Origin of the sequence: Rhodoflexus caldus, from assembly GCF_021206925.1 — a bacterium.
Taxonomy (GTDB): Bacteria; Bacteroidota; Bacteroidia; order Cytophagales; family Thermoflexibacteraceae; genus Rhodoflexus; species Rhodoflexus caldus.
The window spans coordinates 249,670-273,821 of sequence record NZ_JAJPRF010000004.1 but is presented as its reverse complement, the minus strand read 5'-3'; the positions used below and the strand labels follow the sequence as shown (position 1 = coordinate 273,821).

Below are 24,152 nucleotides of genomic sequence, written 5' to 3'. Positions count from 1 at the left end.
CGAACCTGCAATCGCAAATTCACCTTAGTTTTGCAACAAAAATTTCTGTCATGCCTGCCAACCAAAAAATTTCGTGGCTGATAGCCTTTGTTGCCGCTGTTACGTTTATGCCCTTTCTGGGTGGTATCAGTTTGTTTGATTGGGACGAGGTAAACTTTGCCGAGTGCGCCCGCGAAATGATTGAATTGGGCGACTACCTGCGCGTACACATAGACTACCTGCCGTTTTGGGAGAAACCGCCGTTTTTCATCTGGTTGCAGGCCATTGCGATGCACTTGTTTGGCATCGGCGAATATGCAGCCCGCTTTCCGAACGCGGTTTGCGGTGCCATAACGCTGGTGCTGCTCTTCCAAGTCGGGGCACGGCTGAACGGTACGCGCTTCGGCTTGCTTTGGGCAGGTGCTTACTTCGGTTCTATCTTGCCGCACCTGTATTTCCGCTCCGGCATTATTGACCCTTGGTTTAACTTGTTCATTTTCTTGGGTTTTTACTTTTTCGTGCTGTTCTATTGGCGGAAAGACGGCATCAAAGGCATCACTTTGCAACGCGGTGCGTGGTATTACCTCATTGTTGGCGGGTTATGGCTCTCTGTGGCCATCTTGACCAAAGGGCCTGCCGCGCTGCTGATTGTTGGTTTGTGTCTGGGGGTTTATTGGGTGCTGGAACGCTTCCGTTGGTATGCGCACATTGGGCATTTTGCGGCTTATGCGCTCATCAGTGCTTCGGCGATGCTGATTTGGTACGGCATTGACACGCTCAAAAACGGCCCTTGGCTGGCGATAGAATTTACCAAATATCAATACCGATTGTTCAGTACGCCCGATGCAGGCCATGCGGGATTCCCGGGCTATCACTTCGTGGTGTTACTGCTGGGCTGCTTCCCTGCTTCTGTTTTTGCCATTCGCGCCATGACTATGCCGCGCCCGACAGGCGAAAAGACCGCTCAAACGGATTTTAAACGCTGGATGACGATTTTATTTTGGGTTGTGCTGATTTTGTTTACTATCGTTAAGTCTAAAATTGTGCATTATTCTTCCATGTGCTACTTCCCGCTGACCTATCTGGCGGCTGTGGCAGTGGAGCAAATCCTGCAAGGCAATATCGCTTTCAACAAATGGATGCGCGGCGGACTGCTGGTAATTGGCTCTCTTTGGGCACTGGCGCTGATTGTGGTGCCTTCGCTGGCACAAAATGCTGCTGCACTCAAACCGCTGCTTGCTGCCGACCCGTTCGCACAAGCCAATCTGGATGCGGTTGTGCGTTGGTACGGCTGGGAAGGCATCACGGGCATCATTTTCCTTGCCGGAACGGTTTGGGGCATCCGACAGTTGAGCAACCCTGCCCAAGCACAATCGGGCGTGGTTGCGCTGTTTGGGGCTACGGCGCTCATGGTTACGATGGTGATGTACCTCTACCTGCCCAAAATTGTGCAATACACGCAGGGCGCACCCGTTGCATTTTTCCGCCAATTGGAAGGCAAGGATTGCTACGTTTATACCTACGGCTACCGTAGCTATGCGCATTGGTTCTATGCCAAAACCAAACCCGATACGCGCCCCAAAACAGAAGACGGGCAGGCATGGCAGGACTACCTGTTCAAAGGGGCTGTGGATAAGGATGTGTATATTTCCTGCAAAATTTTCAGCCGTGCCGAGTTGGACAACATCCCAACCCTGCGATTCCTGTATGAACAAAACGGGTTTGTGTTTTACAAACGGCAGAAAAGTGAGTAGAATTACAAGCGATATTTCATTAACCTATGCCCTACCAACTCAAAGAAGTAAGCACCGCAGCCGACCGAAAGGCTTTTCTGATGCTGCCTGTGAAGCTCTACAAGGACAATCCCTACTGGGTGCGCCCCTTAGACGAAGACATTGAAAAAGTATTTGACCCGTCCAAAAATAAATTTTTCACACACGGCAAGTGCATCCGCTGGCTGTTGGCAAACGAAAAAGGCGAAGTGGTGGGGAGGGTAGCCGCTTTTGTGAATGACAAAACCGTGATGCAGGACAACGACCAGCCAACAGGCGGCATGGGCTTTTTTGAGTGCATCAACGACCGCGCCGCTGCTTTCCAACTCTTTGATGCCTGCAAAAACTGGTTGCAACAGCAAGGCATGGAAGCCATGGACGGCCCGATTAACTTCGGCGAGCGCGATTCGTGGTGGGGCTTGCTCACCGAAGGCTTTGACAAAATCCCCAGCTATGGGATGTTTTACCACCACAGCTACTACAAAGAGTTCTTTGAGGCTTACGGTTTTCGCGAATATTTTCGGCAGTTTACCTTCTATCGCTTGGTTGACCAAGAGTTGGTTCCGGTACTCAAAGCCCGCGCCGAGCGCATTTACCGCAATCCCGACTATCGCTTTGTGTCTATTGAAAAAGACAAGCTGATGAAGTATGCCGAAGACTTTCGGATTATTTACAACAAAGGCTGGGTGAAGCACGAAGGTGTAGCCGAAATGACAAGCGAACAGGCGCAAAACCTCATTAAGCAAATGTCGCCGATTTTAGACCCGAAAATCATCTATTTTGCCTATTACAAAGACGAGCCGATTGCCTTCTACGTCAACATTCCCGACCTGAATCAGGCATTGAAAGTGATGAACACGGGCAAGTTCAACCTGTTGGGTATCATTCGTTTTCTTTGGTTCAAACTGACCAAAAACTTTGACAAAATGATTGGTTTGGTGTTTGGCGTAATCCCTGAGTTTCAGGGTAGGGGTATTGAGTCGGCGATGATTGGCTATGCCCGTCAAATTACGGGTGCGAAAGGTTTCCAATACAAGCATTTGGAAATGAACTGGGTTGGCGATTTCAACCCGAAAATGATTAAGGTGGCGCAGTTGCTGGGCAGCGAAGTTTCCAAAGTGCATACTACTTACCGCTACCTGTTCAATCCAAATCAGCCTTTCCGCAAACCGACGGTGATTCAATAATAACCGCAGATGATGCAAAAAACCCGATAGGTCTTGAACACCTGTCGGGTTTTTGTTAATCAATTGCTGCCAAAATTCAGCTGGTATGGTCGGCTATAATCAGCCACTTGCCCTTGACTTTGCGCCAAGTGAGGGTAAAGTAGCCGCCAAGTATTTCTTCGCTGCCGTCTTTGGCGGTGCGCACTAATTGCCACTTGCCGATGGTCTGGAAAACATCGGATGCAAGTCGCTCATTTTCAATAATATCAAATTGCAACTTGCCCATGCCTTCCTTGCCCGGGTAGTTTTTTTGATAGCGTTCGTAGAGTGGTTGCCAACCGTACTGAACACCGTTCTTACCAACAAATTTCAGCTTATCGGAGCGCAGATAGTAAGACATGAACCCGTCTAAGTCTGCATTGTTCCATGCGACGGCCTGCGCTTGCAATGCCGCACGAATGGCGGCATCGTCTTTGTCTGATTGTGCGATTGCTGTCCCTATGGGTAAAAACATTGGCAGGAGCAGCGCGATAATGAGGTGGAAAGTCATTGTGCAAAGTTTATAAGTCGGACGCAACAATTTTTTCTAATGCAAAGCGAATCAGGTTATCCACGGTAGCTTCAGGATTTTCATCAAAGCGTTGCAGGGCACGGTTGGCCAAAATGCCGTTCAGCGATACTGCCCGATGCCCCAGTAGCCTTGCAAAGGCATAGTAGGCGGCTGTTTCCATCTCAAAGTTGGTGAGTCGTTCCTGACCCATGCGGAAACTGACGCAGTGGTCAAGAAAACCGGTGAGTGTTTGCGCTGCACGCAACTGCCTGCCTTGCGGTGCGTAGAATCCGGGCGCAGTGAGTGTAATGCCTTGTTCGCTGCCTTCCGCAAACAGATTGACCAAATCCGCATCGGCACTGACGCGGTAAGGCATAAAAGGTAGCCTTGCCGCCTGTTGCAAGGCACTGCAAAAGGCTTGCTCTTCGGCAGATTGCGGCAAATCGTAGAAATTCATCAGGTTGTCTAAACCGACGGCAGCGGTTGAAACCAATCGGCTGCCGGTCGGAATATCGGCCTGCATCGTACCCGAAGTACCGATGCGGATGATATTCAGCACCGTGTGCGCAGGTTTGATTTCACGGCTTTGCAGGTCAATATTGGCCAATGCGTCTAATTCTGTCATCAGAATTTCCACGTTATCCGTTCCTATACCGGAAGAAATGACCGTGAGGCGCTTACCGCCCAAATAGCCTGTATGTGTTACAAACTCACGCTTATGTGTCTGAAAATCAATACGGTCAAAATAGTGACTTACCTTTGCTACGCGGTCAGGGTCGCCCACCACAATAATGGTTGAGGCGATATCTTCGGGACGCAAATGCAGATGGTAGATGCTCCCGTCGGGGTTTACGATGAGTTCAGAAGATGCAAACATAGGCGCAAAGTAAGCAAAGTTTAGTCATCCTCGTCTTCGTCGTTGTTATCATCCTCGGCTTTGCGGAGTGCTTTGAGTTCCAGCCTGCCGACTTCTGCAAACGATGTTCCTTTTACCCGTCTGAAATAATTGGCGGCTACTTGCGGTTGTTTATCTTCTTTGTACATGAGCCCCAGCGCAAAATACATCATGGCTTTGGTATCTACAGGCAAGTTGGGAACCTTGGAAATTTTATCCATTTCAAAAATAGCCATGCTATGGTCGCCGCTTTTGTATTGGGAGATGGATTTATAGAAAATATAACGAATATCTTTTGGGTTGGTGCGTAAACACTCCTCGGCAGAGGAAGCGGCAGCAGCATATTCTCCTACTTTGAATTGATTACTGCAAAGCGGGCAGTGTAGCCGGGACTTTTGATCAGGATTTTTCTCTTTATTGATAGAATCCATTAAGACGCGAATGCGTTTCATAATGTCCGCACCGGGTTCGTTGATTTCTTTCAGCAGCGTATTGGCTTCTTTATAGGCGGGGCGTATTTTAATAGCGGTATTGAGCATATCATTGGCTTTTTGGTATTCATATACTTTGGCATAAGCCTCGGCTACCTTCAGGAAATATTCCGGTGAAAGTTCATAGACCCGCTGTTTAAAGGTGCCAAAGTCCGCTTTTTTCAACGCTTCCGTAGATTTGGGATAATCTTCTAATTTGTGGTAGGCCAGCCCCAGTTCATAGTAAAACCGTGCATAGTCTTTCTGCTGCGTATTGGCCGGAAGTTTGGGTAAGAATGCATTGATGGCATCTATGGCTTTTTGATATTGTTGTTGCTGATTGAAAATCTTGATTTCCATGTAGTTCAGGTCAAGGTTGTCCGGTTGAATCGCCTTGGCTTTGGTCAGCAACTCGAGTGCCTTGTCCTGCATTTTTGCCTTGTTGTAAGCCGCTGCGCCCCCGATGGCTGCCGCAATTTGTTTGGGTACTTCTTTGTGGTATTCAAAAGCAAGTGCGTACTGGTCGCCTGCTTTGCTGTACGATTTGCTCAAATCCAGAATTTTTGCTGCCAATTCATAGGCTTTTACGTAGTCCTTCTTCACTTCGGTGCACTTACTGAGCGTTTCAAGTGCCTTGAAGGGGTTTTTCATATCCCACCAACATTCAGCCATGCTGTACCAATAGTCCGCTGCCTCAGGCTCTGCTTTGACTGCCAAGCTGTATTGCTGTAAAGCGGCATCATAGCGCTTGGCTTTGCGAAGGTTTTCCGCATTTACATAGTTCTGCAATCCGCTGCCTTTTTGTGCCAATGCCGTTCCGCATAACGATGACATGCAAAAAAGAAGGAAAGCGGCCAATAAAAGTTGTTTCATGTGTAAGGGCTGTTTCGTGGAAAATATGGGAAAAGTTAGTACAATTATATGTTTTTTGCTATTCCTTCTTCAAATTTCCCAAAATCATGTCTGTTGTTAATCGCCAAAAGTTTCGTACTTTTACTTTTCATATTCACTTGACTAAAAATGCGAAACTTATTGATTATCGGCCTCATCCTGATAGGTTTAGGGGCTGCTTCTTGTTCCCGTTCGTCCTGTTCAACCAACCGCAAGGGTTACAAGAAAAAATGGAACTACTATAACCGCATTCAGTATCAATAACAATTTGGCATGACGCTTACCGAACTGACGCAACGCATCCAAAAGCACGTGCCCGCAGATGCTGTTGAACAGGTTGTAAAATGGATTGTGGAATATAAAATTCTGTTAATCGTTTCCCGCAAAAGAAAGTCTTTGCTGGGCAGCTATCATGCACCCACCCGTAAAATGCCTCAGCATCGCATTCGCGTAAACGGCGACCTGAATCCTTATGCCTTTTTGCTGACTTTTACCCATGAACTGGCACATTTGGTTACATGGGAGCAATACGGGCGCAGCGTTGCACCGCATGGCGAAGAATGGAAAGCGGCTTTTCGCAAATTGATGGCGGGATTTCTTGCGAAAGCGGTTTTTCCGCAGCCGCTGGGTCAGGCTGTTGCCAACTATTTGAAAGACCCCGAAGCATCCAGCACCCGCAATCATGCCCTCTACAAGGCACTCAACAGCTATGGCGAACCCAAGGGCGAATATTTGGAGAATATTCCTACGGGCGGCTATTTTCACCTCTCCGATGGTCGCCGCTTTCGCAAGCTGGCCATGTTACGCACGTACTGCCGTTGCGAAGAAATTCACACAGGCCTACACTATCGCATCCATAAGTTGATGCAGGTAGAGCCTGTGTGAGAGGGTTTAGTCGGTCTATCGCGCTACGGTAATAGCACCGCTGATAGCCGGAGCATTATTTACTTCCAGCACATAGTAGTAAACCCCGTCGGGCAGCCCCTCGGCTGACCAATCGTTGCGGTATTGGCGGGTTTCGTATACTGTCCGCCCCCAACGGTCTACTATTCGCAAGTAGTGCCGCTCGTGCCGTTCCAAGTGTTCCACCACCCACGTGTCGTTGATGCCGTCGCCGTTGGGCGAAACCACTTTTTGCGTCGGGCGGACGGTAATATCTATCGGCGCTACGGTGATAGTAACCGATGCGGTTGCTTCGCAGCCCGCAGCTGTGCGAATCCGCACTGTGTAGGTGGTAGTTTGTGCAGGTCGGGCAATGGGGTTGGCAACGTCGGTTGCGCTCAAACCTGCCGCAGGCGACCAAGAGTAACTTACCCCACCCGTTGCCTGCAACTGCGCCTCTTCAAACTGATTGATAACGGTTCGGTCTGCCGATACCTGCACTTGCAGCGCCGCCGCTTCGGGAATTTCTACCGTTGTTACCTCTTGGCAGCCTTCCGCACTGCGCAGGTGTAACCGGTGTTTACCCGCGGGAAGGTCGCCGAAGTGGAACTGCTGCGTCCAATCGCTGCCGTTTAGGCTGAAAAACAGGGGCTGACGCATGAGGCTTTCCACCTGAAAATAACCGTCCGAACCGTTGCGACAGGTCGGCGATTGAACGGCGGTTATCCGATAGCGTATCGGCTCGCGGAAGCGCACCGCTGCCGTTGCCGCTTCCGAACGGCAGCCGTTCAGGCTCACGGTCAGGGTGTACGTGCCTTGTGCATCGGGGTTATAGGGTATGCTGATAACGGGCTCTCGGGCGGTAAAGCCATTAGGTCCGCGCCATTCGTAGCTTGCACCCGCAAGGGTAGGGGTGCTCAATTGCACCGTGCCGCCTTCGCACAGGTTGCCGCTTTGCACAATGGCGGGGCGCTCAGGAACGGGGTGCACCGTTACGCGAAGTTCGGCGGTATTGCTGCGGCAGCCTGCTGCCACTGCCGTCAGGCGATAGATGCCCGAACGGCTGACGTGCAACACTTCCCCGCTGCCTATCAACTGACCTTGCTCATCGCGCCACTCGTAGCTGCCGATGCTCAACGGACGGGCTCGCAACTCGCCGCTGCCGCAGAACACAACAGGTTGCGACTCGGCAAATGCCGCTTCGGGAATGGGATTGACCGTAACGGCTACGGGTGCGGACACTGCCGCGCATCCGTTGCGCCGTGCCGTCAGGCGGTAAATGCCGCTTTGGGTAACGGTCAGTTGTGCACCGCTGCCGACCAATTCGGTGCCGCGATGCCATTCATAGCTTGTTTCGGGTTCGGTTTCTGCCGAAAGAATGCCCGCACCGCAAAATACCTGCAACGTTCCGCCTGCTACGGTTGCTTTGGGCAAAGGCAGCACGGTAATGCTGACTGCCGTGCGCGGGCTTTCCAAGTTTTGGAACACTGCCGCCACATAGACCGTTGCGCTCGTATCGGCGCGGAAAGTGATGGTTTCGCCCGCGCGGCTTGTGCGGAAAGGAACGCCGCCCTGGGCGCGGCTGTACCAATGGAAGGTAATGCCGTTGCCGCCGACGGGCGATTGCAGGGCTACATCACCCGCACCGCATCGGGTTACATCGCTGATGCCTTGCGGGGCTTGCGGGGCGGTGGCAATCTGTACAATCACCGAAGGGGCATCGGGCAGAGCAACAATGCGGTATTCGTACAGTGTGGCGGGGGTTGTTTGCGTATCGGTATAGTTGCGTGCGCTTACGGGCAAATCGGCGATGCTGCGGAAGGGCTGGTTGCTGCCCGCTACTCTGCGCTCTACTCGGAAGCCTTGCGGTGTACCTTGCCCTGTTTGCCAGCTCAAAACGGGTTGCCCTTGGGCATTGAGGCTGAACCTGACAGTTGGCGGGGTAACAACGGGTGCAGGCGGTGGTACAGGCGCAGGCGACGGGGTTGGTGTAGGCGTAGGTGTGGGTGCAGTACCTACCGTTCCGCTGACGGTGAAAGTGAACGGATTTTCGTCGCTATCGTCGTTGTCAAAGGAAACCGTGCCGCTGAAACTGCCCGCTGCGGTTGCCGTCAATCGCAGTTGGAACGTGGCGCTTCCTGCGGGTGCAATTGTGCCTGTGGGGAAGGTGCCGACCAAGTCAAAGCCTGCGGGCAAGGCGGCTAACGTGCCTACGGTGAGGTTTACCGTGCCCGTGTTGCGGATGGTGAAGGTGCGCACAACGGGCGTGCCGACGGGCGTAGTGCCGAAGTTCACACTGCCCGTGCCGCTGACAATGTTAGTGCTGCCTTGTAAAAGCTCTACTTCGGGTGCACCGACTGCCGCCGTTCCGCTGATGTTAAAAGTGAAGGGGTTGGCGTAGCTGTCGTCGTTGTCAAAGGAAACCGTACCGCTGAAACTGCCCGCTGTGGCTGCCGTCAATTGCAGTTGGAACGTGGCACTGCTGCCGGGTGCAATCGTGCCCGTGGGGAATGTGCCGACCAAGTCAAAGCCTGCGGGCAAGGCGGCTAACGTGCCTACGGTGAGGGTTGCCGTGCCCGTGTTGCGGATGGTGAAGGTGCGCACGACGGGTGTGCCGACGGGCGTAGTGCCGAAATTGACACTGCCCGTGCCGCGGACAATGTTGGTGCTGCCTTGCAAAACTTGTATTTGGGGGGCGGTAGGTATGACAATAGGCGCGCCGCTGCAATCTATGCCTGTGCCGTTATCCCAACCGACGGCAGAGGCGCAAACCGCCGACATAAAGTCAGGGGTCATTATCAGCGTGTAGTCGTATGGTTCGGCACCGGGCGCTATGGGGCTCATCACCTCTCTGTTGATGCGGCGGGGGGCATTCCACGAATCGGCACGCATGACAAGGTTGCCCACGCCGTCGCGCGAAATATCCCGAATGAGCAGTGTATTGGCTCTGTTGTCGGTGGTACGCGATGTGAGGAACGTACCGTGTCCGACCATTCCTTCCCCGTTGCGCAGATTGATTTTAAATATGACCGTAGCCCTTGCGCCGCTTACGATAGTGCTGCCCGAAGGCATAAAATCGGTAAAGTGCCGCAGCCAACCTCTGCCCGTGAAGCGTTGCAAGCCGCTTGAATGTCCGTTGACGGAAACAAGGGCATACAAATCCGTTCCCGACCAATACAGCCCGTAGCCGCGTCCTTCTACGGCATCAGTTTCGTAGTCTTCGCGACACCAGTCGCGTACGCCGCCCGTAAACTTGATGATAATCGGGTTTTGGTTCGTGGCGCTTGCCTGCCTTGTGCCGATGTAGTAGTTAGAGCCGCCGATGGTCAGGCGCGGCGCACCCGTTGCGGCAATTGCCGCTTCGCTCATCGTACAGTCAAAAACGGGCAAACTGCTGAGCACAATGGCAGCAGGCAGTTCAGGTTCGGTAATGGCAGTGCCGAATTCTACCGCCCCCGCATCGGGGAATCCGACGCGCATTTTGCCTGTTTGGTCGGTTAAAACAGCCCCCGCGCTTACGCCAAAATCAATGGCGGGACTGGTTGCCTGCAAACTCATCGTAGGTGCAAATCCGCCGTTGTTCGCCAAAGGATTGAGTTGCGGGTTGGCAATGGTTACGGTTGTGGAAACATTGAAATTGTTGGACAGGTTGTTTGCCTTATCGGGAAACTGAATGTTGCCCCCCAAGTCGGTTAAATGGGCGTTGGCGTGCTGCTGGATGTTCCATGTATTGCCGCCGTTGCCTGCCGTGTTTTGGAAGAAAATATTGTTCCGAATCCGCGTATTGGCTGCATGAGATGTAGCAATTGCACCGCCTACCCAACCGGCGTAGTTGTTGGCAAAGGTGCAGTTGGTAATATCAACCGTAGAACCGCTCATATTGAAAAATGCCAACGCCCCGCCATTGGCAGAAAAACCGCTTGCAGAGGTTTCCAGAGCCCTGTTGTTGAAAAACGTACAGTTGCTGATTTGCGTATCTGCCCAATCTACGCGAACGGCACCTGCCGTAACGGCAGCGCGGTTGTTGGCGAAGGTCGTGTTGCGCAGCACAAACCCGCGATTCTTAGCGTTGTTCATGTGCTGAATAGCACCGCCCGAACCGCCCGAACCGCCGCCGGGCAGAGCTATCACTTCGTTGTCGTTAAAATAGCAGTCTTCTATGAGCACATTATCCGAATCGTCGGTGTAGAGGTAGCAAGCACCGCCTTCGCCCCGTGCGCGATTGCCTTCAAAAAGGCAGCGGCGAATGATGATACTGCCCAATAGGGTAGTGGGTGTGGCAGGGCTGGCGCGGTCGGTGTAAATAGCCGCCCCGAAACCGCGCAGGAAGGGGTTGGGCTTACCTGTGTCGTAAACTGCCGCCGTGGTGTTGTTGCCGATAAACCGACAGTCTTCTATCAGCAGCCCCGCGTTCAGTCCGTTGATACCTGCCCCGTTGATACCGCGGTTGTTGATAAATTCGCAGTTTTGAACCGTATGGGCGTGCGGTCCCCAGAGCATAACCGTAGAGCCGCGCTCATCGTTTTTGGCAATAGATACGTTATCTTCAAAACGGCAATTGCGAATGGTGGCGCGTCCTTCAAAGTGGCTGAAAATGGCACTGCCGCCTTGTTCGGCGTTGTTGTTGTTGAAAACGCAATTTTCAATGGTCATGATGCCCTGATGTTCGGAACGGATGCCCGCGCCGTATTCGGTATGATAGCCGTTGACAATCCGCAGGTTGCGCAACACTAACGATGTTGGATTGACCGAAGTAGAGCGCAACAGGAACACCCGCACGGCATTGTTGCCGCTGATGGTCAGGTTGGGGGCTGCCGCGCCGTCTATGGTCAGGTTTTTACCGACGGGTATGGTCAGCGTGGAAGCCAGCGTGATGGTCTGATTGGCAAGCGAAGGGGCAAAAGTGATGGTTTGCCCGCTGACGGCACAGTCAATCGCTTCCCGCAAGGTATTCGGACCGCTGTCTGCCGTGCTGCTCACTACCAAGTGGCAAGCCGTTGCACCGAACTCAAAAGCACCGATGTCAGGTGCGCCTACCCGTGCTGCGCCGCGTTGGTCGGTAGGGGGTGCGCCCGTTGCTACGCCCGCGTTGATGGCAGGGCTGCCCGCTTGCAGCGCCATAGTGGGCGTAACGCCGCCGTTATTTGCCAGCGGACTAAGCAAAGGGTTAGCAATGTTGGGGCTTGCCACGCAGCGCGCCCCTGTAGAGGCTTCGGGGAAAAACATATTACCGCCGCCGTCCACTAATTCACAGTTGCAGTTTCGGCTGATAGGAACGCCGCCCGGACCGGCGGTATTGTTCACTTGTTGGTTGAAAAACAGGCAGTTGCGCAGCGTTACTGCACTGTTGGAAGGCAAGCCGCCCAGCGAAAAGATAGCACCGCCTTGCGCGGCAACCGTTGCGTCGGAACGGTTGTTGGCAAAGGTACAGTTAAGAAATTCCATTGTTCCCGTTCCGGAAGAACCGGGCACTGTTACAGCCCCGCCATAAGCCTCTGCCACATTGCCGTCAAACGTACAGTTGATAACCCGAATGTGCCCTTGGTGATTGAAGGCAACACCGCCCGCCATACGCGAACGGTTGTTGTTAAACGTACAGTTGCGAATGGTCAGCGGGTTGATAGTGCCGATGAGGGCTGCGCCGCCCTGTCCGTCGGATGGCGGGTCAAGTGCGGTATTGTTGCTGAACACGCAAGAGTGCATATCGGAAAGGAATCTGCCCCTGAAAATCCAGAGCCCGCCGCCCAACCGATGCGCAATGTTGTTTTCAAAAATACAAGAGTGCAAAATAATTGAGTGCGTAGGCGGAATGTTGGTAAAGTTGTATTCATTGAAGGGATCGGCTAATACCAAACTGCCGCCGCTGTGCCAATAGCCGCCGCCCTGATGGGCTTCGTTATTTCTGAAGATGCAGCCCGTAACTTCTACGGCGTTGTTGTTGTAAGGGAACAGAAACAGCCCGCCGCCTTGTCCTTTCTTGCCTGCGCTGTTGCCTTCAAAGAGGCAGTTGCGCACCACCAGCACGCCGTTGTCGCCGCGTGCGCCGTCGTCGTAAACAGCGCCGCCCGTTTCATCGCCGCTTTCGGTGGTGAGTGAGTTATTGCGGAACGTGCAGCCTATCAGATACATATCGCTCAACAGGTTGCTGATAGCCCCGCCCTGATTAACGGCTTTGTTGCCTTCAAACAATGAGTTATTGACGCGCAGTTCGCTCAAACTTTTGGTGTAGATAGCACCGCCGCCGCCTTCCACGTCAATGAGCGATTCGTTGTCGTAGAATTGGCAGTTATTGACCTCCACATAGCCTTTGAATTGTACAAAAATGGCTGCCCCCTGCGCATTGACGCGCGCATTGCGCACAATCAGATTGTTGAACACAATTTGCCCCGAACAGGTAAAAATACCGAAGTTGGGGGCGGTAGTGGCGCGGCGGACGGTTGCCCCGTTGCCGTTGATAATCACATCTACCCCGTCCACATCGTTGTTGAAGCGCGGCAAGCCGCGTTGTCCTTCCCAGCCCGTCGTGCCGGGGTTGGGCGATGTATAGTAAATGCTTGTCAGGATGTACAAGCCGTTGGGTGCTAAGTTGATAACATCGGCTTCTCTGTTTGTGTTTGCCGTGTTAATAGCCGCTATCAGCGCGGCAACATCACCGTTTGGAATGTTAAAAACAGCGCCTTGCGTTCCCGGACTTAGCATCAGGAACAGGCACACTACCCATAAAAATGCTCTCATAAGTTACAACCACGTGCAGATTTCACCTAAGAACGGCAGCGGTTGCATGATTATTGTGTGTCGGCGGTTAATACATTGTTACGGGCAATGGCTGCCATGATTTTTTCAGCGTGTTCGCGTGAGTTTTCAATGAACCATTTGTTGGTTTCCATGCCGCCGCAAACCACGCCTGCCACATACACGCCTTGGGCGTTGCTTTCGTGTGTATCAGGATTGTACACGGGTGCGTGCTTATCGCCTTGCAGAGCTACGCCCGCCATTTGCAGCAGGCGGAAATCGGGACGGTAGCCCGTCATGGCAAGCACGAAATCGTTGGGCAGGATTATCAGCCCGTCGGGGGTTTGCACGTCTATTTCGTCGGGGCGGATAGCCGCAATTTGCGAGTGAAAATATGCCTTGATGCTGCCTTCTTTGATGCGGTTTTCTATGTCGGGTTTTACCCAATATTTCACGCTTGGGCGGATTTCGCCGCCGCGGATAATCATCGTTACTTCCGCACCGCGCCGCCACGTTTCCAATGCCACATCTACGGCAGAGTTGGCTGCCCCCACAACAGCGATTTTCTGGAAAGCATAGGGGTGTGCTTCGTCGTAGTAGTGCCGCACTTTGGGTAAGTCTTCACCCGGCACGCCCATCAGGTTGGGCAAGCCGTAGAAGCCGGTAGCAAACACAATGTTGCGTGCCTCATATTCGGCTTTTGAAGTTTGGATGCGGAACGTGCCGTCTGCTTGCGGTTCAATGGCAAGCACTTCTTCGTACAGCCGCACATGCAGCCGAAAGGCAAGTGCCACGCGGCGGTAGTAGTCCAGTGCTTCGCGGCGATTAGGCTTGTCGGCATGTGAAACAAAAGGCACATCCCCGATTTCCAGACGGTCTGCCGTAGAAAAAAACGTCATATTAGCGGGATAGTGGTAAATTGCGTTCACTAAACAGCCTTTTTCTACTATCAAATAGTTCAACCCGCGCTTTTGGGCAGCTATCCCGCAGGCCATCCCGATAGGGCCTGCACCTATGATGAGTACATCCAACATGTTTACTCAACCTTAAAAAATACCGAAAAGTTTGGGCTTCTTTTGCTGATTTTTTGCGGGTGCTTTCTTGGCAGGAGCTTTTTTGACAGGCTTTTTCTTGGCCGGTGCTTTTTTGGCGGGTTTTGCGGTGTTGGTTTTGCCCTTCGGTTGCTTTTTGAGCTGCTCAAACGCTTCTTTTTCGCGCTGATTTTTCAGGCGGATTTCTTCGCGCCTTTTGGTTAAACGCTCTTTGCGTTCGGTGTCGCGTTCGGGTGAGTCGTAGGTGAGCGGTGCAATGACGGAAAATCGGACGCGCAGCACGTTATCTTTCGTGGTTGGGTCACCGAATTGGCTGATGTTATCTAAATAGTCGGTGCGGGTGTTCATCAGCCCAACTTCCATACCGATGCCCAAGTAATTGGGGAAATGATAGGTTCCGCCGAGCGAAGTAGGCAGCAGCAGCGCAAAATTGCTGTAGCTTTCGTCTGCAGCACGTGTGTCGGAGCGATTCAAGAGCGCATTGTTGCGGTCATCTTTGGGGTTGAATCGCATCACACCTATTCCCTGACCGATGTAGATGCGTTGATGCGGCTTTTTGATAATGTTCAGTTGTGCCTGTGCAGTAAGTTGGAAAAAGGAAGTATTGAATGAGCGGTTGGGGGTGCCGGTTTCTGAAACATAGCGCACGTTGTTGGCTGCCAATTTGCCCCAACCCAACTCTATGGCAGGATTCAGCCAGCGATTGCGGGTTTGCACCAGCCGCCCGTGAAACATAGCACTGAACGATGCGTACTTGCTCAGTTCGCCACCATAGGCTATCATGGAAGTCCCTAAATCAAGCATGGTAGCAGGCTGTTGATGTTGGGATTCCTGCATTTTTTGGGCAAATGCGGGTAAGCATACGAACCAGCACAAAAGGAGCGTCAGCAGTTTGTTTTGCATGGATTTTTGACAAAGAAAAAGGGAAAAGCCGAACTAAATTAGGCTTTTCCCTTGAAACAGCGGAACTATCCGCGATTAATTTTTCTTCTGCAATTGTTCAATTTTTACCTCAATGGCATCAGCTTCTTTCTTCTTGCCGATGGTGTAGAGGATTCTTGAATAGCCTTCCAGCAACTCAATGTTATCAGGATAGATAGAAACTGCTTGTTTGAACCAAGGTTCGGCATCTTTTACGCGCTTGGTTTTTTCATACACATACAGCAGGTTTTGCAGCGTTTCCACATCGGTAGGACGCTTTTTAACGGCGGCTTCTACTATGGCTACAACATCCTGAATTTTACCGGCCTTGTCGGCTGACTGGATGTAGCTCAACATCAAGGTTGCATCATCAGGGTTTTTCTCAACAGCGGCTTTGTAGTAAGGCATCATTTCGGCAGGTTTTTCCAAAATGGTGTAAATAGAGTTCAGCGCGCCGAGACGTTGCAGGTCATCGGGATTGTTGGCAATTGTTTTTTGGAAGAATGGAAGGGCTTGTTCAAAATAAACTTTGGCACGCTCCATAACTGCTTTGCCGTCTTTTTTGAAGGTTTCCATATCCATGTTGTCGGCTTCTTTCTTGATGGCAGCGCCTTTGTTGTAGTAGAAAGCACCTAAGCTGTAAATAGCGTCATCATTGTCGGGTTGCAATGCGTAGGCTTCTTTGTAAGCTTTTTCGGCAGCTTCCATATTTTTGGCATTTTCATGCAGAATGCCCAAGTTTAAAGCAATAGGGAAACGCTCTTTGGGGTCGGTAGTGGTTTCCAATGCTTTTTCCAAGTCGGCAATGGCTTCTTTTTCCTTACCGGTTTTGATATATACCTGAATTTGCTGGAACATCAGGTTTTTGTCCGAAGGGTTTTTGGCACGGGCTTCTGCCAGTAAGGCAAGTGCTTTGTCGTAATTTTGCTCTACGGCAATGTATTTGTCGAGCAGTGCGTAGTAAACGGATACGTCTTTTACGCCCAGTTTAATACATCTTTGTGCCAATTCTTCGATTTTGTTGTAATCCTTTTTGTTTTTCTGCGAAGTAGCTACCAGCGCAAAAAATACGGAAGTAGTATCGGTAGGGCGGAGCATGTGCGCGCGCTCGAAGTCGGCTGCTGCTTTGTCAAAGTCGTTGTCGTTCTGATAAGCGGCTACACCCCAGTTGAAATACTTGGCATAAAGGTTTTGTACCTTTGGCTGAATGTAGAGCAGTTCGTAGTTTTTGTTCAGCTCAATGGCTTTGGCGTAAGACTCATAAATAGTCGCAACGCGTTTGTTGGCAGTTTCATTATCTGTGGAGGCACTGTCGGCAACTGCCAGTTCAGCATACACATCGCCGCGGAACATCCATGCCTTAGGGTCGGTTTTGTATTTTTCAGACTCAAAAGACTTATCTACCTCGGCAGCGGCTGTAGCGAAATCTTTTTTCTTAAATGCGCCTTCGGCTGCTTTGTAGGCCTCTTTGGCACGAGCAGTTACCTCTTTGTCTTCTTTCTGTGCATACCCACAGTAGGCAATCGCCGCGAAACTTACGGCAAGTAACAACTTTTTCATTGTCAATCGTATTAAGTTAAAAATCAGTTAAATGCTTAGTCGGTAATGGTTGCATTGCTTTCCGTTGCAGCGGCATCTTCGTTAGCGGTGCCGGCATCTTCGCCAATGCCTTCTATTTTGGCAATGGATGAAATCTCATCGTCTTCATTGAGGCGAATCAGTTTTACGCCCTGTGTAGCTCTGCCCATCACGCGCAGTTCATCTACCGAAATACGGATGGTAATGCCCGACTTGTTGATAATCATCAGTTGGTCGGAGTCCACTACCTCCTGAATACTTACCAGTGCGCCGGTTTTTTCGGTAATGTTCATGGTTTTTACACCTTTTCCGCCGCGGTTGGTGATGCGGTAGTCTTCCACGGGTGAGCGTTTGCCATAGCCTTTTTCCGATACTACCAAAATTTGGCTGTCGGGGCGGCTGATGGCAATCATCCCGATTACCTTATCGTTGGCTTCGTCAAAGCTAATGCCCGTAACGCCTGCGGCAGTTCTGCCCATCGGGCGCACGCGGCTTTCGTTGAATCGCACGGCTCTTCCTGAGCGCACGGCAATTACGATATCGTCATTACCGCTTGTCAGGCGAACATCTAACAAGTTGTCGCCTTCATTGATGGTAATGGCATAGATACCTGCGGCGCGAGGGCGTGAAAAGGCTTCCAATGCGGTTTTTTTAATGATGCCCTGTTCGGTGCACATCACAATGTAGGTGTTGTTGATGTACTCGGGGTCGTTCAGGTTGCGGACTTTCAGTGCGGTGCGCACTTTTTCGTCCTGTTCTATCTGAATCAGGTTTTGAATCGGGCGGCCTTTGGCGGTTTTGCTGCCTTCGGGAATTTCATACACTTTCAGCCAGTAGAGGCGGCCTTTGTTGGTAAAGAACAGCACGTAGCTGTGCATGTTGGCAATGAATAATTGCTCGGTGAAGTCGTCTTCTTTGCTGCCGGCACCGCGTGAGCCTACTCCCCCACGGCTTTGCGTGCGGTATTCGGAAAGCGGTGTGCGCTTGATATAGCCCTGATGTGAAATGGTAATCACCATTTCATCATCGGCAATCATGTCTTCTATGTTGATATCGTCGGCACTGTGAACAATGGCAGTGCGGCGTGCATCGCCGTACTTGTCTTTCAACTCGCGCAGTTCGTCCTGAATGATGGTCATACGCAGGCGCTCGTCTGCCAAGATGTTGCGCAAGCGCTCGATGGTTGCCATCAGTTCTGTGTACTCGTTTTGCAGTTTTTCGCGCTCCAATCCCGTGAGGCGTTGCAGGCGCATATCCAAGATGGCTTGTGCCTGAACTTCACTGAATCCGAACTGCTCTACCAGTCCTGTTTTGGCAATGGCAGCATCTGCCGAGGCGCGGATGTGGCTGATGATGGCATCAATCATGTCCAGCGCTTTGAGCAAACCTTCTAAAATATGGGCGCGCTTTTCGGCTTCATCCAATTCAAAACGGGTGCGGCGCACCACAATTTCGTGGCGGTGCTCCACGTAATGACGGATGAGGTCTTTGAGGTTCAAGGTCATGGGGCGACCTTTTACCAAGGCCACATTGTTGATGCTGAAAGCAACCTGCAAAGAGGTAAACGTATAAAGGGTATTCAGCACCACCTGTGCGTTGGCATCTTTTTTTAGTTCGTAAACAATGCGCACGCCTTCGCGGTCGGATTCGTCGCGGATGGCCGCAATACCTTCAATTTTCTTTTCATTGACCAAGGCAGCGGTTTTTTCAATCATTTGCGCCTTGTTTACCTGATAAGGCAACTCGGTAACAACGATTTGCTGACGGCCGGAGGGCAGGTCTTCAATAGCGGCTACGCTGCGGATAACTACGCGTCCGCGGCCTGTTTCAAAGGCATCTTTTACGCCCTGATAGCCGTAGATAATGCCGCCCGTAGGGAAGTCCGGCGCTTTGATGTATTGCATGAGCTCCGCAATGCTGATTTGCGGATTGTCTATGTAAGCAATAATGCCATCGGCTACTTCGCCAAGGTTATGGGGTGCCATGTTGGTAGCCATACCCACGGCAATACCCGACGAACCGTTTACAAGCAGGTTGGGAAGTTTAGCGGGCAGTACGGAGGGTTCTTCGAGCGAATCGTCGAAGTTGGGCTGAAAATCAATGGTATTTTTGTTGATGTCGGCCAGCATTTCTTCTGCCACGCGGCGCAGACGGGCTTCGGTGTAGCGCATAGCTGCTGCATTGTCGCCGTCCATTGAGCCAAAGTTGCCCTGACCGTCCACCATCATATAGCGAAGGCTCCAAGGCTGTGCCATGCGCACCATCGCGTCGTAAACGGCAGAGTCGCCGTGTGGGTGATACTTACCCAAAACTTCACCGACAATACGGGCAGATTTTTTATAAGGTTTGTTGGGCGCTAACCCTAATTCATCCATTGCGTATAAAATACGACGATGAACGGGTTTCAGGCCGTCGCGAACATCGGGCAAGGCGCGGGAAACAATAACAGACATAGAGTAATCTATGTACGCTCCCCGCATTTCATCCTCAATGTTAATTGGAATAATGTTCCCTTCTTGCATTGGCACTCGTTTAAAGAGAAAGACATTTGCATAACTGCAAACATCTTTCCATGATTGGAAAAGTTGAACTTAAATGCGGCGCAAGTTACGAAAATACGGCCAAATTACTTCTTGGCTGCGGGGTCTTTCTTGCCGAATAGCGAAAAATGCACGTAGCGTTTGGGGCGCGCTTTCAAGTCTATAAAAAGGCTGTCTAAGCTAACCAATGTGCGATTCAGGTTGGTATGGAGCGAGTCTGTGGCAACTAATTTGCCCAGTGAGCCTTGCCCCTGCTCAATGGCTTGCATGGTTTTTTGCAAACTTTCCAGCGAGCGGTTCGCATTTTTTACGGTGCTTGCCAGTTGCATGGCATTGAGCGAATCGGCGAAGGTGTTCATTTTGCCTACCAGTGGGCGAATGGACTTTTCGGCCTCTATCAGTTGCGCCGTAAGTTTGTTGATGTTGGCAGTGATTTCCGTTATTTTTCCCCGATTTTCGGCCAAAATGCTGTTTGCTTGTCCCGAAGCATCGGCTGTGTTGGTCATAATCTTCCGAACTTCAACGCTCATACCCTGATATTCTTTCACTAAGCGATTGATATTCACCAGTGTAGAGTCTAAGCCTTGCATCACGGGCGAAGCTTTTTCCATCAGCATTTCGGTCATGCCGCTTTCTCTTTTGGCAAGTAGCGTATCGCCTTCGTTGAGTTTGGGCTCGGTAAAGGCAACAAGCAGGTCTATTTTTTTGCCGCCAAGCAAGCCGTTGTCCGAAAGTTGGGCTATCGTGCCTTTGCCGAGCTTGATATCATCCTGAATATCAAGTGTTACGAGCAATTGGTTGCCGCGGTCTTGCAGAATGGTTACGGCTGCTACTCTGCCAACCGACATACCATTGATTTGTACCTGATTGGAAACGGTCAGCCCGTCCACACGGTCGTAAACAACATAGTAGGTAGTGGTAGGGTCAAAGAAGTCAATACCTTTCAAGTAATTAAATCCTACATAAAGGATTACTCCGGCAACGAGGGCGAGCAGCCCCACCTTGGTTTCACCTGATAATTTCACGTTTTTGTTCAATTTGGGGCAAAGATGACAAAACCCGCAGGATTTTCAAAATCATTCGGGTTTAATCAGTTGATTGTCAGTGTGTTATTTTTCTATGTACTCTTTGTAGTCGCGGATGGCGCGATAGAGAGCGGAGGCAGTTTCGTAAATTCCTTCTTCGCTGTTGAGGTATTTTTCTTCTTCGCTGTTACTCAAATAGCCTATTTCTACCAAAATAGAAGGCATACCCGTTTTATAAAGCACAATAAAGTCGGCGCTTTTCACACCGCGGCTGTTGCGGTTAATGGTGCGTGCCCCAAAATTGTACTCCACGAATTGAGCCATTTGCAGACTTTTTTCGCGAATAATGTTTTGGCGGTTAGCAGCCATGATGAAATCTATGTTGCTGTTCGCGTTAAAGTCTTGATATACTTTTTTGTTTTTTTCATGTGCAATCGCCCGATTTTCGCGCATGGCTGTCTCAATACTTTCTCTGGTAGAAGACAGCCCGGCTATGTAGGTTTCAGTTCCTATGATGGCGGGGTTGGCAGAGGCATTGGCATGAATGGATATAAACAAATCGGCACCTTCTTTGTTGGCAATCCGAGCGCGCTCTGCCAGCGGAATAAGGTCATCGGTGTAGCGTGTGTAGCGGCGGATTAAGTCGGGCATTTGTGTCTCTAAGATGCTGCCTAACTGTGTAGCTACCTTGAAAGCAACGTCTTTTTCCATGGTATTACTGACGCCCAGCGTGCCCGGGTCTTTGCCACCATGCCCAATGTCGAGGACAACCTTTCTTAAAGCAGGGGCAATAAAGTTGGCGGGAGAGAAAGAAAGTATAAGAAAGCTGACAGTCAGCAGTGAGATGCTAATAAGGGGTTTCATACTAACAAATGTTAAAGTAATTTTGGAGCGGTTTCAAACGGTTGTAAAAATATAAAGTCGCGGCTAATATTGCGTCATAACTACTCAAATTTTTTGAAAAAGTTGTTAAAAATTACTTGTGTACTTTGTTGCACGTTGTTAGTGTTGCTGCCCGGCCGACAGGTGATTGCTCAAAACACATCGCCTGCCGCTAACCTAAGGGCAGCAACCGATTCTTTAAGCACTGTGCAGGACTCCATTGCACGGGCTGTGCCCAAAGGCGACATTACCACGACTATCAATTATACGGCTAAAGACTCTATCCGGTTTGATGTACGCAAACGGATGATTTATTTATATAATGATTCTAAAATTGAGTACGGCGATATTTCGCTCAAAGCGGCAAAAATTGAGATTGACTGGCCTCAAAATACGATTAAGGCCTCTTATACGATAGACAGCACCACGCGCAAGGAGCAGGGTTTGCCCGAGTTTAAGGAACGGGGAGAGACCTATACCTCCAAAGGTTTGGCATATAATTTCAAAACCCGCAAGGCAAAAGTTACAGGCGTAACGACCAAGTATGGCGAAGGTTTTATTTTGCTGGAAAACGTCAAGAAAGACGAAAACGACAACTCCTACGGTGAAAACGGCCTGTACACCACCTGCGATGCACCCGTTCCCCATTTTGGGATTCGCGCCCGCAAAATGAAGGTGATTCCCGGCAAAGTGATTGTTTCGGGATTGTTTAATCTGGAAATCAACCGTATTCCTACCCCTTTGGGGTTTGCTTTTGGCATGTTTCCGCAGCCTAAAACACGTTCGTCGGGTTTTGTAATGCCGCAGTACGGTGAGACGCGCGAGCGCGGTTTTTTCCTGAGTCAGGGCGGGTTCTACTTTGTGCTGAGCGATAATTTTGACCTTTCACTGCTCGGCGAAATACATACCAAAGGCGGTTGGGGGCTTACGGCTGCTACTCGGTACAAAAAGCGCTATGCCTTTGACGGGCAATTCCGCTTCCAGTATAACCGACGCATCAACGAAGTGCCCGGACAGATTGAAAACAATGTAGTCAATGATTTTAATATCAGTTGGAATCATACGCCGCAAAGTAAAGGAGATAGCCGTTTCAGTGCCAGCGTAAATGCGGGTACCAATACGTTCGGACGGAACAATGCCCCGCAATTGAATAATTTTCAGTCATCCTCGTTTAACTCTAACATTTCTTACAACAAAACTTTTACGGGAACGCCTTTCACTTTCGGGGCTAATTTGCGCCACGAACAAAACATCGTTACTCGGATAGTAAGTGTTTTTCCGGAGGCAAACGTGGGCATGAATCGCATTTATCCGTTTAAGGGTAAGAAAAGCGACAGTAAATCTATTTGGAGTCAGTTTAACTTCAGCTATACCGGCAAAGCGCGTGCAGTAATCACCAACAACAGGCAGGGGCAGTCGTTTCCTTTCAAAGTGGCCGGTAATCTGAACGACAAAGGTGAGCCGGTCAATCAAATTCCTGCCTCTTTCTTGCCTTTTAATTTTGACAATTTGAGCAATATTTTGGGGCGTGCGCAAATGGGCGTGCAGCACAATATACCCGTTACTACGGCGGTAACTTTGTTTAAATATTTTACCACAAGTTTTAACGGGAACTATTCGGAGGTGTGGTATCCCGAACGCTATGTATATACGCTGGAACGCAACGACATTGTAAAGATTGACACGGTGCGCGGTTTTTCGCGCTTCTATTCCTACAATGTAGGCGCTTCGGTACAAACCCGCTTGTATGGTTTCTTCTATCCCAAATCAAAAAAAATTGACCGCATTCGCCTGACCATTAACCCTAATATGGGCTTTACTTACCAGCCTGACTTTGGCGACCCGCGATTCAATTTCTTTGACAACCTGAGTATTCAGCCCGAAAATCAGCAAAACCCCAACTTGGTGCGGCAAAGTCGCCTGAATGGTATCTACGGGCAGCCGATATCCGGCCGTCAGGGCTCTGTTAGTTTGGGACTTACCAATACGCTGGAAATGAAACTGCGGCCTAAGGAAGACACCGCCGCCGCATCGGCTTCTTCTGCCAAAGCAACAGCGGCCAAGGCATCTAAAGCGGCAGACAAGGTTACGCTGATAGACAATTTCGGACTGAACACCAGCTATAACATGGCTGCCGATTCTTTCAAATTAGCACCTATTGCACTTACGGCACGTACAAACCTGTTTAAGAAGTTCAACGTTGCCGCCAGTGCTACCTTAGACCCTTACGGCTATGAACTCCTGCGCGTAGATACAATCGGGGGCATCAGGAACGTTACGCAGCGGCGCAACAAGACTTATGCATGGCAAAACGGCAATGGTATAGGCAATATTACCAATGCCAGCTTGGCCATTACGGCAAATTTTGCACCGCCGCAAGCCAACCGAAAATTGCGTTCGGACAAAGTCAGCCAAGAGGAACTGGACTACATCAGCCGCAACAGAAATTTGTATATAGACTTTACCGTACCGTGGACGCTGAGCGTGAGCTACAACCTTTCCTACAACAAAATGGGCTTTCAAACCTCGCAAGTAACGCAAACGCTCAATTTCAACGGCGATTTGAAAATGACCGAAAAGTGGAAGATAGGCTTTAACTCCGGCTACGATTTTGAAGCTAAGGGCTTGAGTTTTACCCAGTTTACTATCTACCGCGATTTGCACTGCTGGGTAATGAATGTCAGTTGGATTCCTTTCGGGCCGCGTGCAGGCTATACATTGGACATCAATGTACGTGCTTCCGTACTTTCAGACCTGAAACTCAGCCGTCGCAACCTGTGGTATTTCCGTTAGGCTCATGCGGTGCAAAGAGTTTTT

Annotated in this window: 15 protein-coding genes; 5 read left to right on the top strand and 10 right to left on the bottom strand. The window is 50.6% G+C overall.

Translation table 11 applies throughout. The annotated features are described in order from the left end of the window. Window positions 1-50: 50 nt before the first annotated feature. On the top strand, window positions 51-1,733 hold the full coding sequence (locus NDK19_RS07385) for an ArnT family glycosyltransferase (protein WP_250631223.1): 1,683 nt from the start codon (window positions 51-53) through the stop codon (window positions 1,731-1,733). Window positions 1,734-1,759: 26 nt separating this feature from the next. Then, on the top strand, window positions 1,760-2,938 hold the full coding sequence (locus NDK19_RS07380; RefSeq protein ID WP_250631222.1) for a hypothetical protein: 1,179 nt from the start codon (window positions 1,760-1,762) through the stop codon (window positions 2,936-2,938). A 76-nt stretch (window positions 2,939-3,014) separates the two neighbouring features. Here the strand turns inward: NDK19_RS07380 and NDK19_RS07375 are convergent, their stop codons facing one another. The 3 genes from NDK19_RS07375 to NDK19_RS07365 are packed head-to-tail and all read right to left on the bottom strand — an operon-like array spanning window position 3,015 to window position 5,666. Continuing rightward, window positions 3,015-3,467 carry a YybH family protein gene (locus tag NDK19_RS07375; RefSeq protein ID WP_250631221.1) on the bottom strand — a complete coding sequence of 151 codons (453 nt, stop codon included), beginning with the start codon at window positions 3,465-3,467 and terminating at the stop codon, window positions 3,015-3,017. A 10-nt stretch (window positions 3,468-3,477) separates the two neighbouring features. Next, window positions 3,478-4,344 carry a nucleoside phosphorylase gene (locus tag NDK19_RS07370; RefSeq protein ID WP_250631220.1) on the bottom strand — a complete coding sequence of 289 codons (867 nt, stop codon included), beginning with the start codon at window positions 4,342-4,344 and terminating at the stop codon, window positions 3,478-3,480. A 20-nt stretch (window positions 4,345-4,364) separates the two neighbouring features. Continuing rightward, the gene (locus tag NDK19_RS07365) at window positions 4,365-5,666 is read right to left on the bottom strand and encodes a tetratricopeptide repeat protein (RefSeq protein ID WP_250631219.1); all 1,302 of its coding nucleotides are present in this window, start codon (window positions 5,664-5,666) and stop codon (window positions 4,365-4,367) included. A 186-nt stretch (window positions 5,667-5,852) separates the two neighbouring features. Here NDK19_RS07365 and NDK19_RS16890 point away from each other — a divergent pair, with 186 nt between their 5' ends. Both NDK19_RS16890 and NDK19_RS07360 read left to right on the top strand, forming a co-directional pair. Then, on the top strand, window positions 5,853-5,987 hold the full coding sequence (locus tag NDK19_RS16890) for a hypothetical protein (protein ID WP_262910288.1): 135 nt from the start codon (window positions 5,853-5,855) through the stop codon (window positions 5,985-5,987). Window positions 5,988-5,996: 9 nt separating this feature from the next. Beyond that, window positions 5,997-6,608: a SprT-like domain-containing protein gene (locus tag NDK19_RS07360; RefSeq protein WP_250631218.1), complete on the top strand. Its 612-nt coding sequence runs from the start codon at window positions 5,997-5,999 to the stop codon at window positions 6,606-6,608. Between the two features lie 15 nt (window positions 6,609-6,623). Here the strand turns inward: NDK19_RS07360 and NDK19_RS07355 are convergent, their stop codons facing one another. From NDK19_RS07355 to NDK19_RS07325, 7 genes are all read right to left on the bottom strand, one after another. Beyond that, window positions 6,624-13,340: a choice-of-anchor Q domain-containing protein gene (locus tag NDK19_RS07355; RefSeq protein ID WP_250631217.1), complete on the bottom strand. Its 6,717-nt coding sequence runs from the start codon at window positions 13,338-13,340 to the stop codon at window positions 6,624-6,626. A 50-nt stretch (window positions 13,341-13,390) separates the two neighbouring features. Continuing rightward, window positions 13,391-14,371: a YpdA family putative bacillithiol disulfide reductase gene (locus NDK19_RS07350; protein ID WP_250631216.1), complete on the bottom strand. Its 981-nt coding sequence runs from the start codon at window positions 14,369-14,371 to the stop codon at window positions 13,391-13,393. Window positions 14,372-14,383: 12 nt separating this feature from the next. Continuing rightward, window positions 14,384-15,292 carry a hypothetical protein gene (locus NDK19_RS07345; protein WP_250631215.1) on the bottom strand — a complete coding sequence of 303 codons (909 nt, stop codon included), beginning with the start codon at window positions 15,290-15,292 and terminating at the stop codon, window positions 14,384-14,386. A 75-nt stretch (window positions 15,293-15,367) separates the two neighbouring features. Further along, window positions 15,368-16,870: a tetratricopeptide repeat protein gene (locus NDK19_RS07340; protein ID WP_250631214.1), complete on the bottom strand. Its 1,503-nt coding sequence runs from the start codon at window positions 16,868-16,870 to the stop codon at window positions 15,368-15,370. Between the two features lie 35 nt (window positions 16,871-16,905). Beyond that, window positions 16,906-19,410 (bottom strand): DNA gyrase subunit A, encoded by a 2,505-nt coding sequence (gene gyrA / locus NDK19_RS07335; protein WP_250631213.1) that lies wholly within the window; start codon window positions 19,408-19,410, stop codon window positions 16,906-16,908. 104 nt (window positions 19,411-19,514) lie between these two features. Next, on the bottom strand, window positions 19,515-20,453 hold the full coding sequence (locus NDK19_RS07330) for an MlaD family protein (RefSeq protein WP_250631212.1): 939 nt from the start codon (window positions 20,451-20,453) through the stop codon (window positions 19,515-19,517). A gap of 84 nt (window positions 20,454-20,537) precedes the next feature. Then, complete coding sequence (locus NDK19_RS07325; RefSeq protein WP_250631211.1) at window positions 20,538-21,317, bottom strand: N-acetylmuramoyl-L-alanine amidase family protein; 780 nt, start codon at window positions 21,315-21,317, stop codon at window positions 20,538-20,540. A 93-nt stretch (window positions 21,318-21,410) separates the two neighbouring features. On the opposite strand from NDK19_RS07325, the gene NDK19_RS07320 reads away from it, so the two are divergent. Then, window positions 21,411-24,128 carry a putative LPS assembly protein LptD gene (locus tag NDK19_RS07320; protein WP_250631210.1) on the top strand — a complete coding sequence of 906 codons (2,718 nt, stop codon included), beginning with the start codon at window positions 21,411-21,413 and terminating at the stop codon, window positions 24,126-24,128. Window positions 24,129-24,152: the final 24 nt, after the last annotated feature.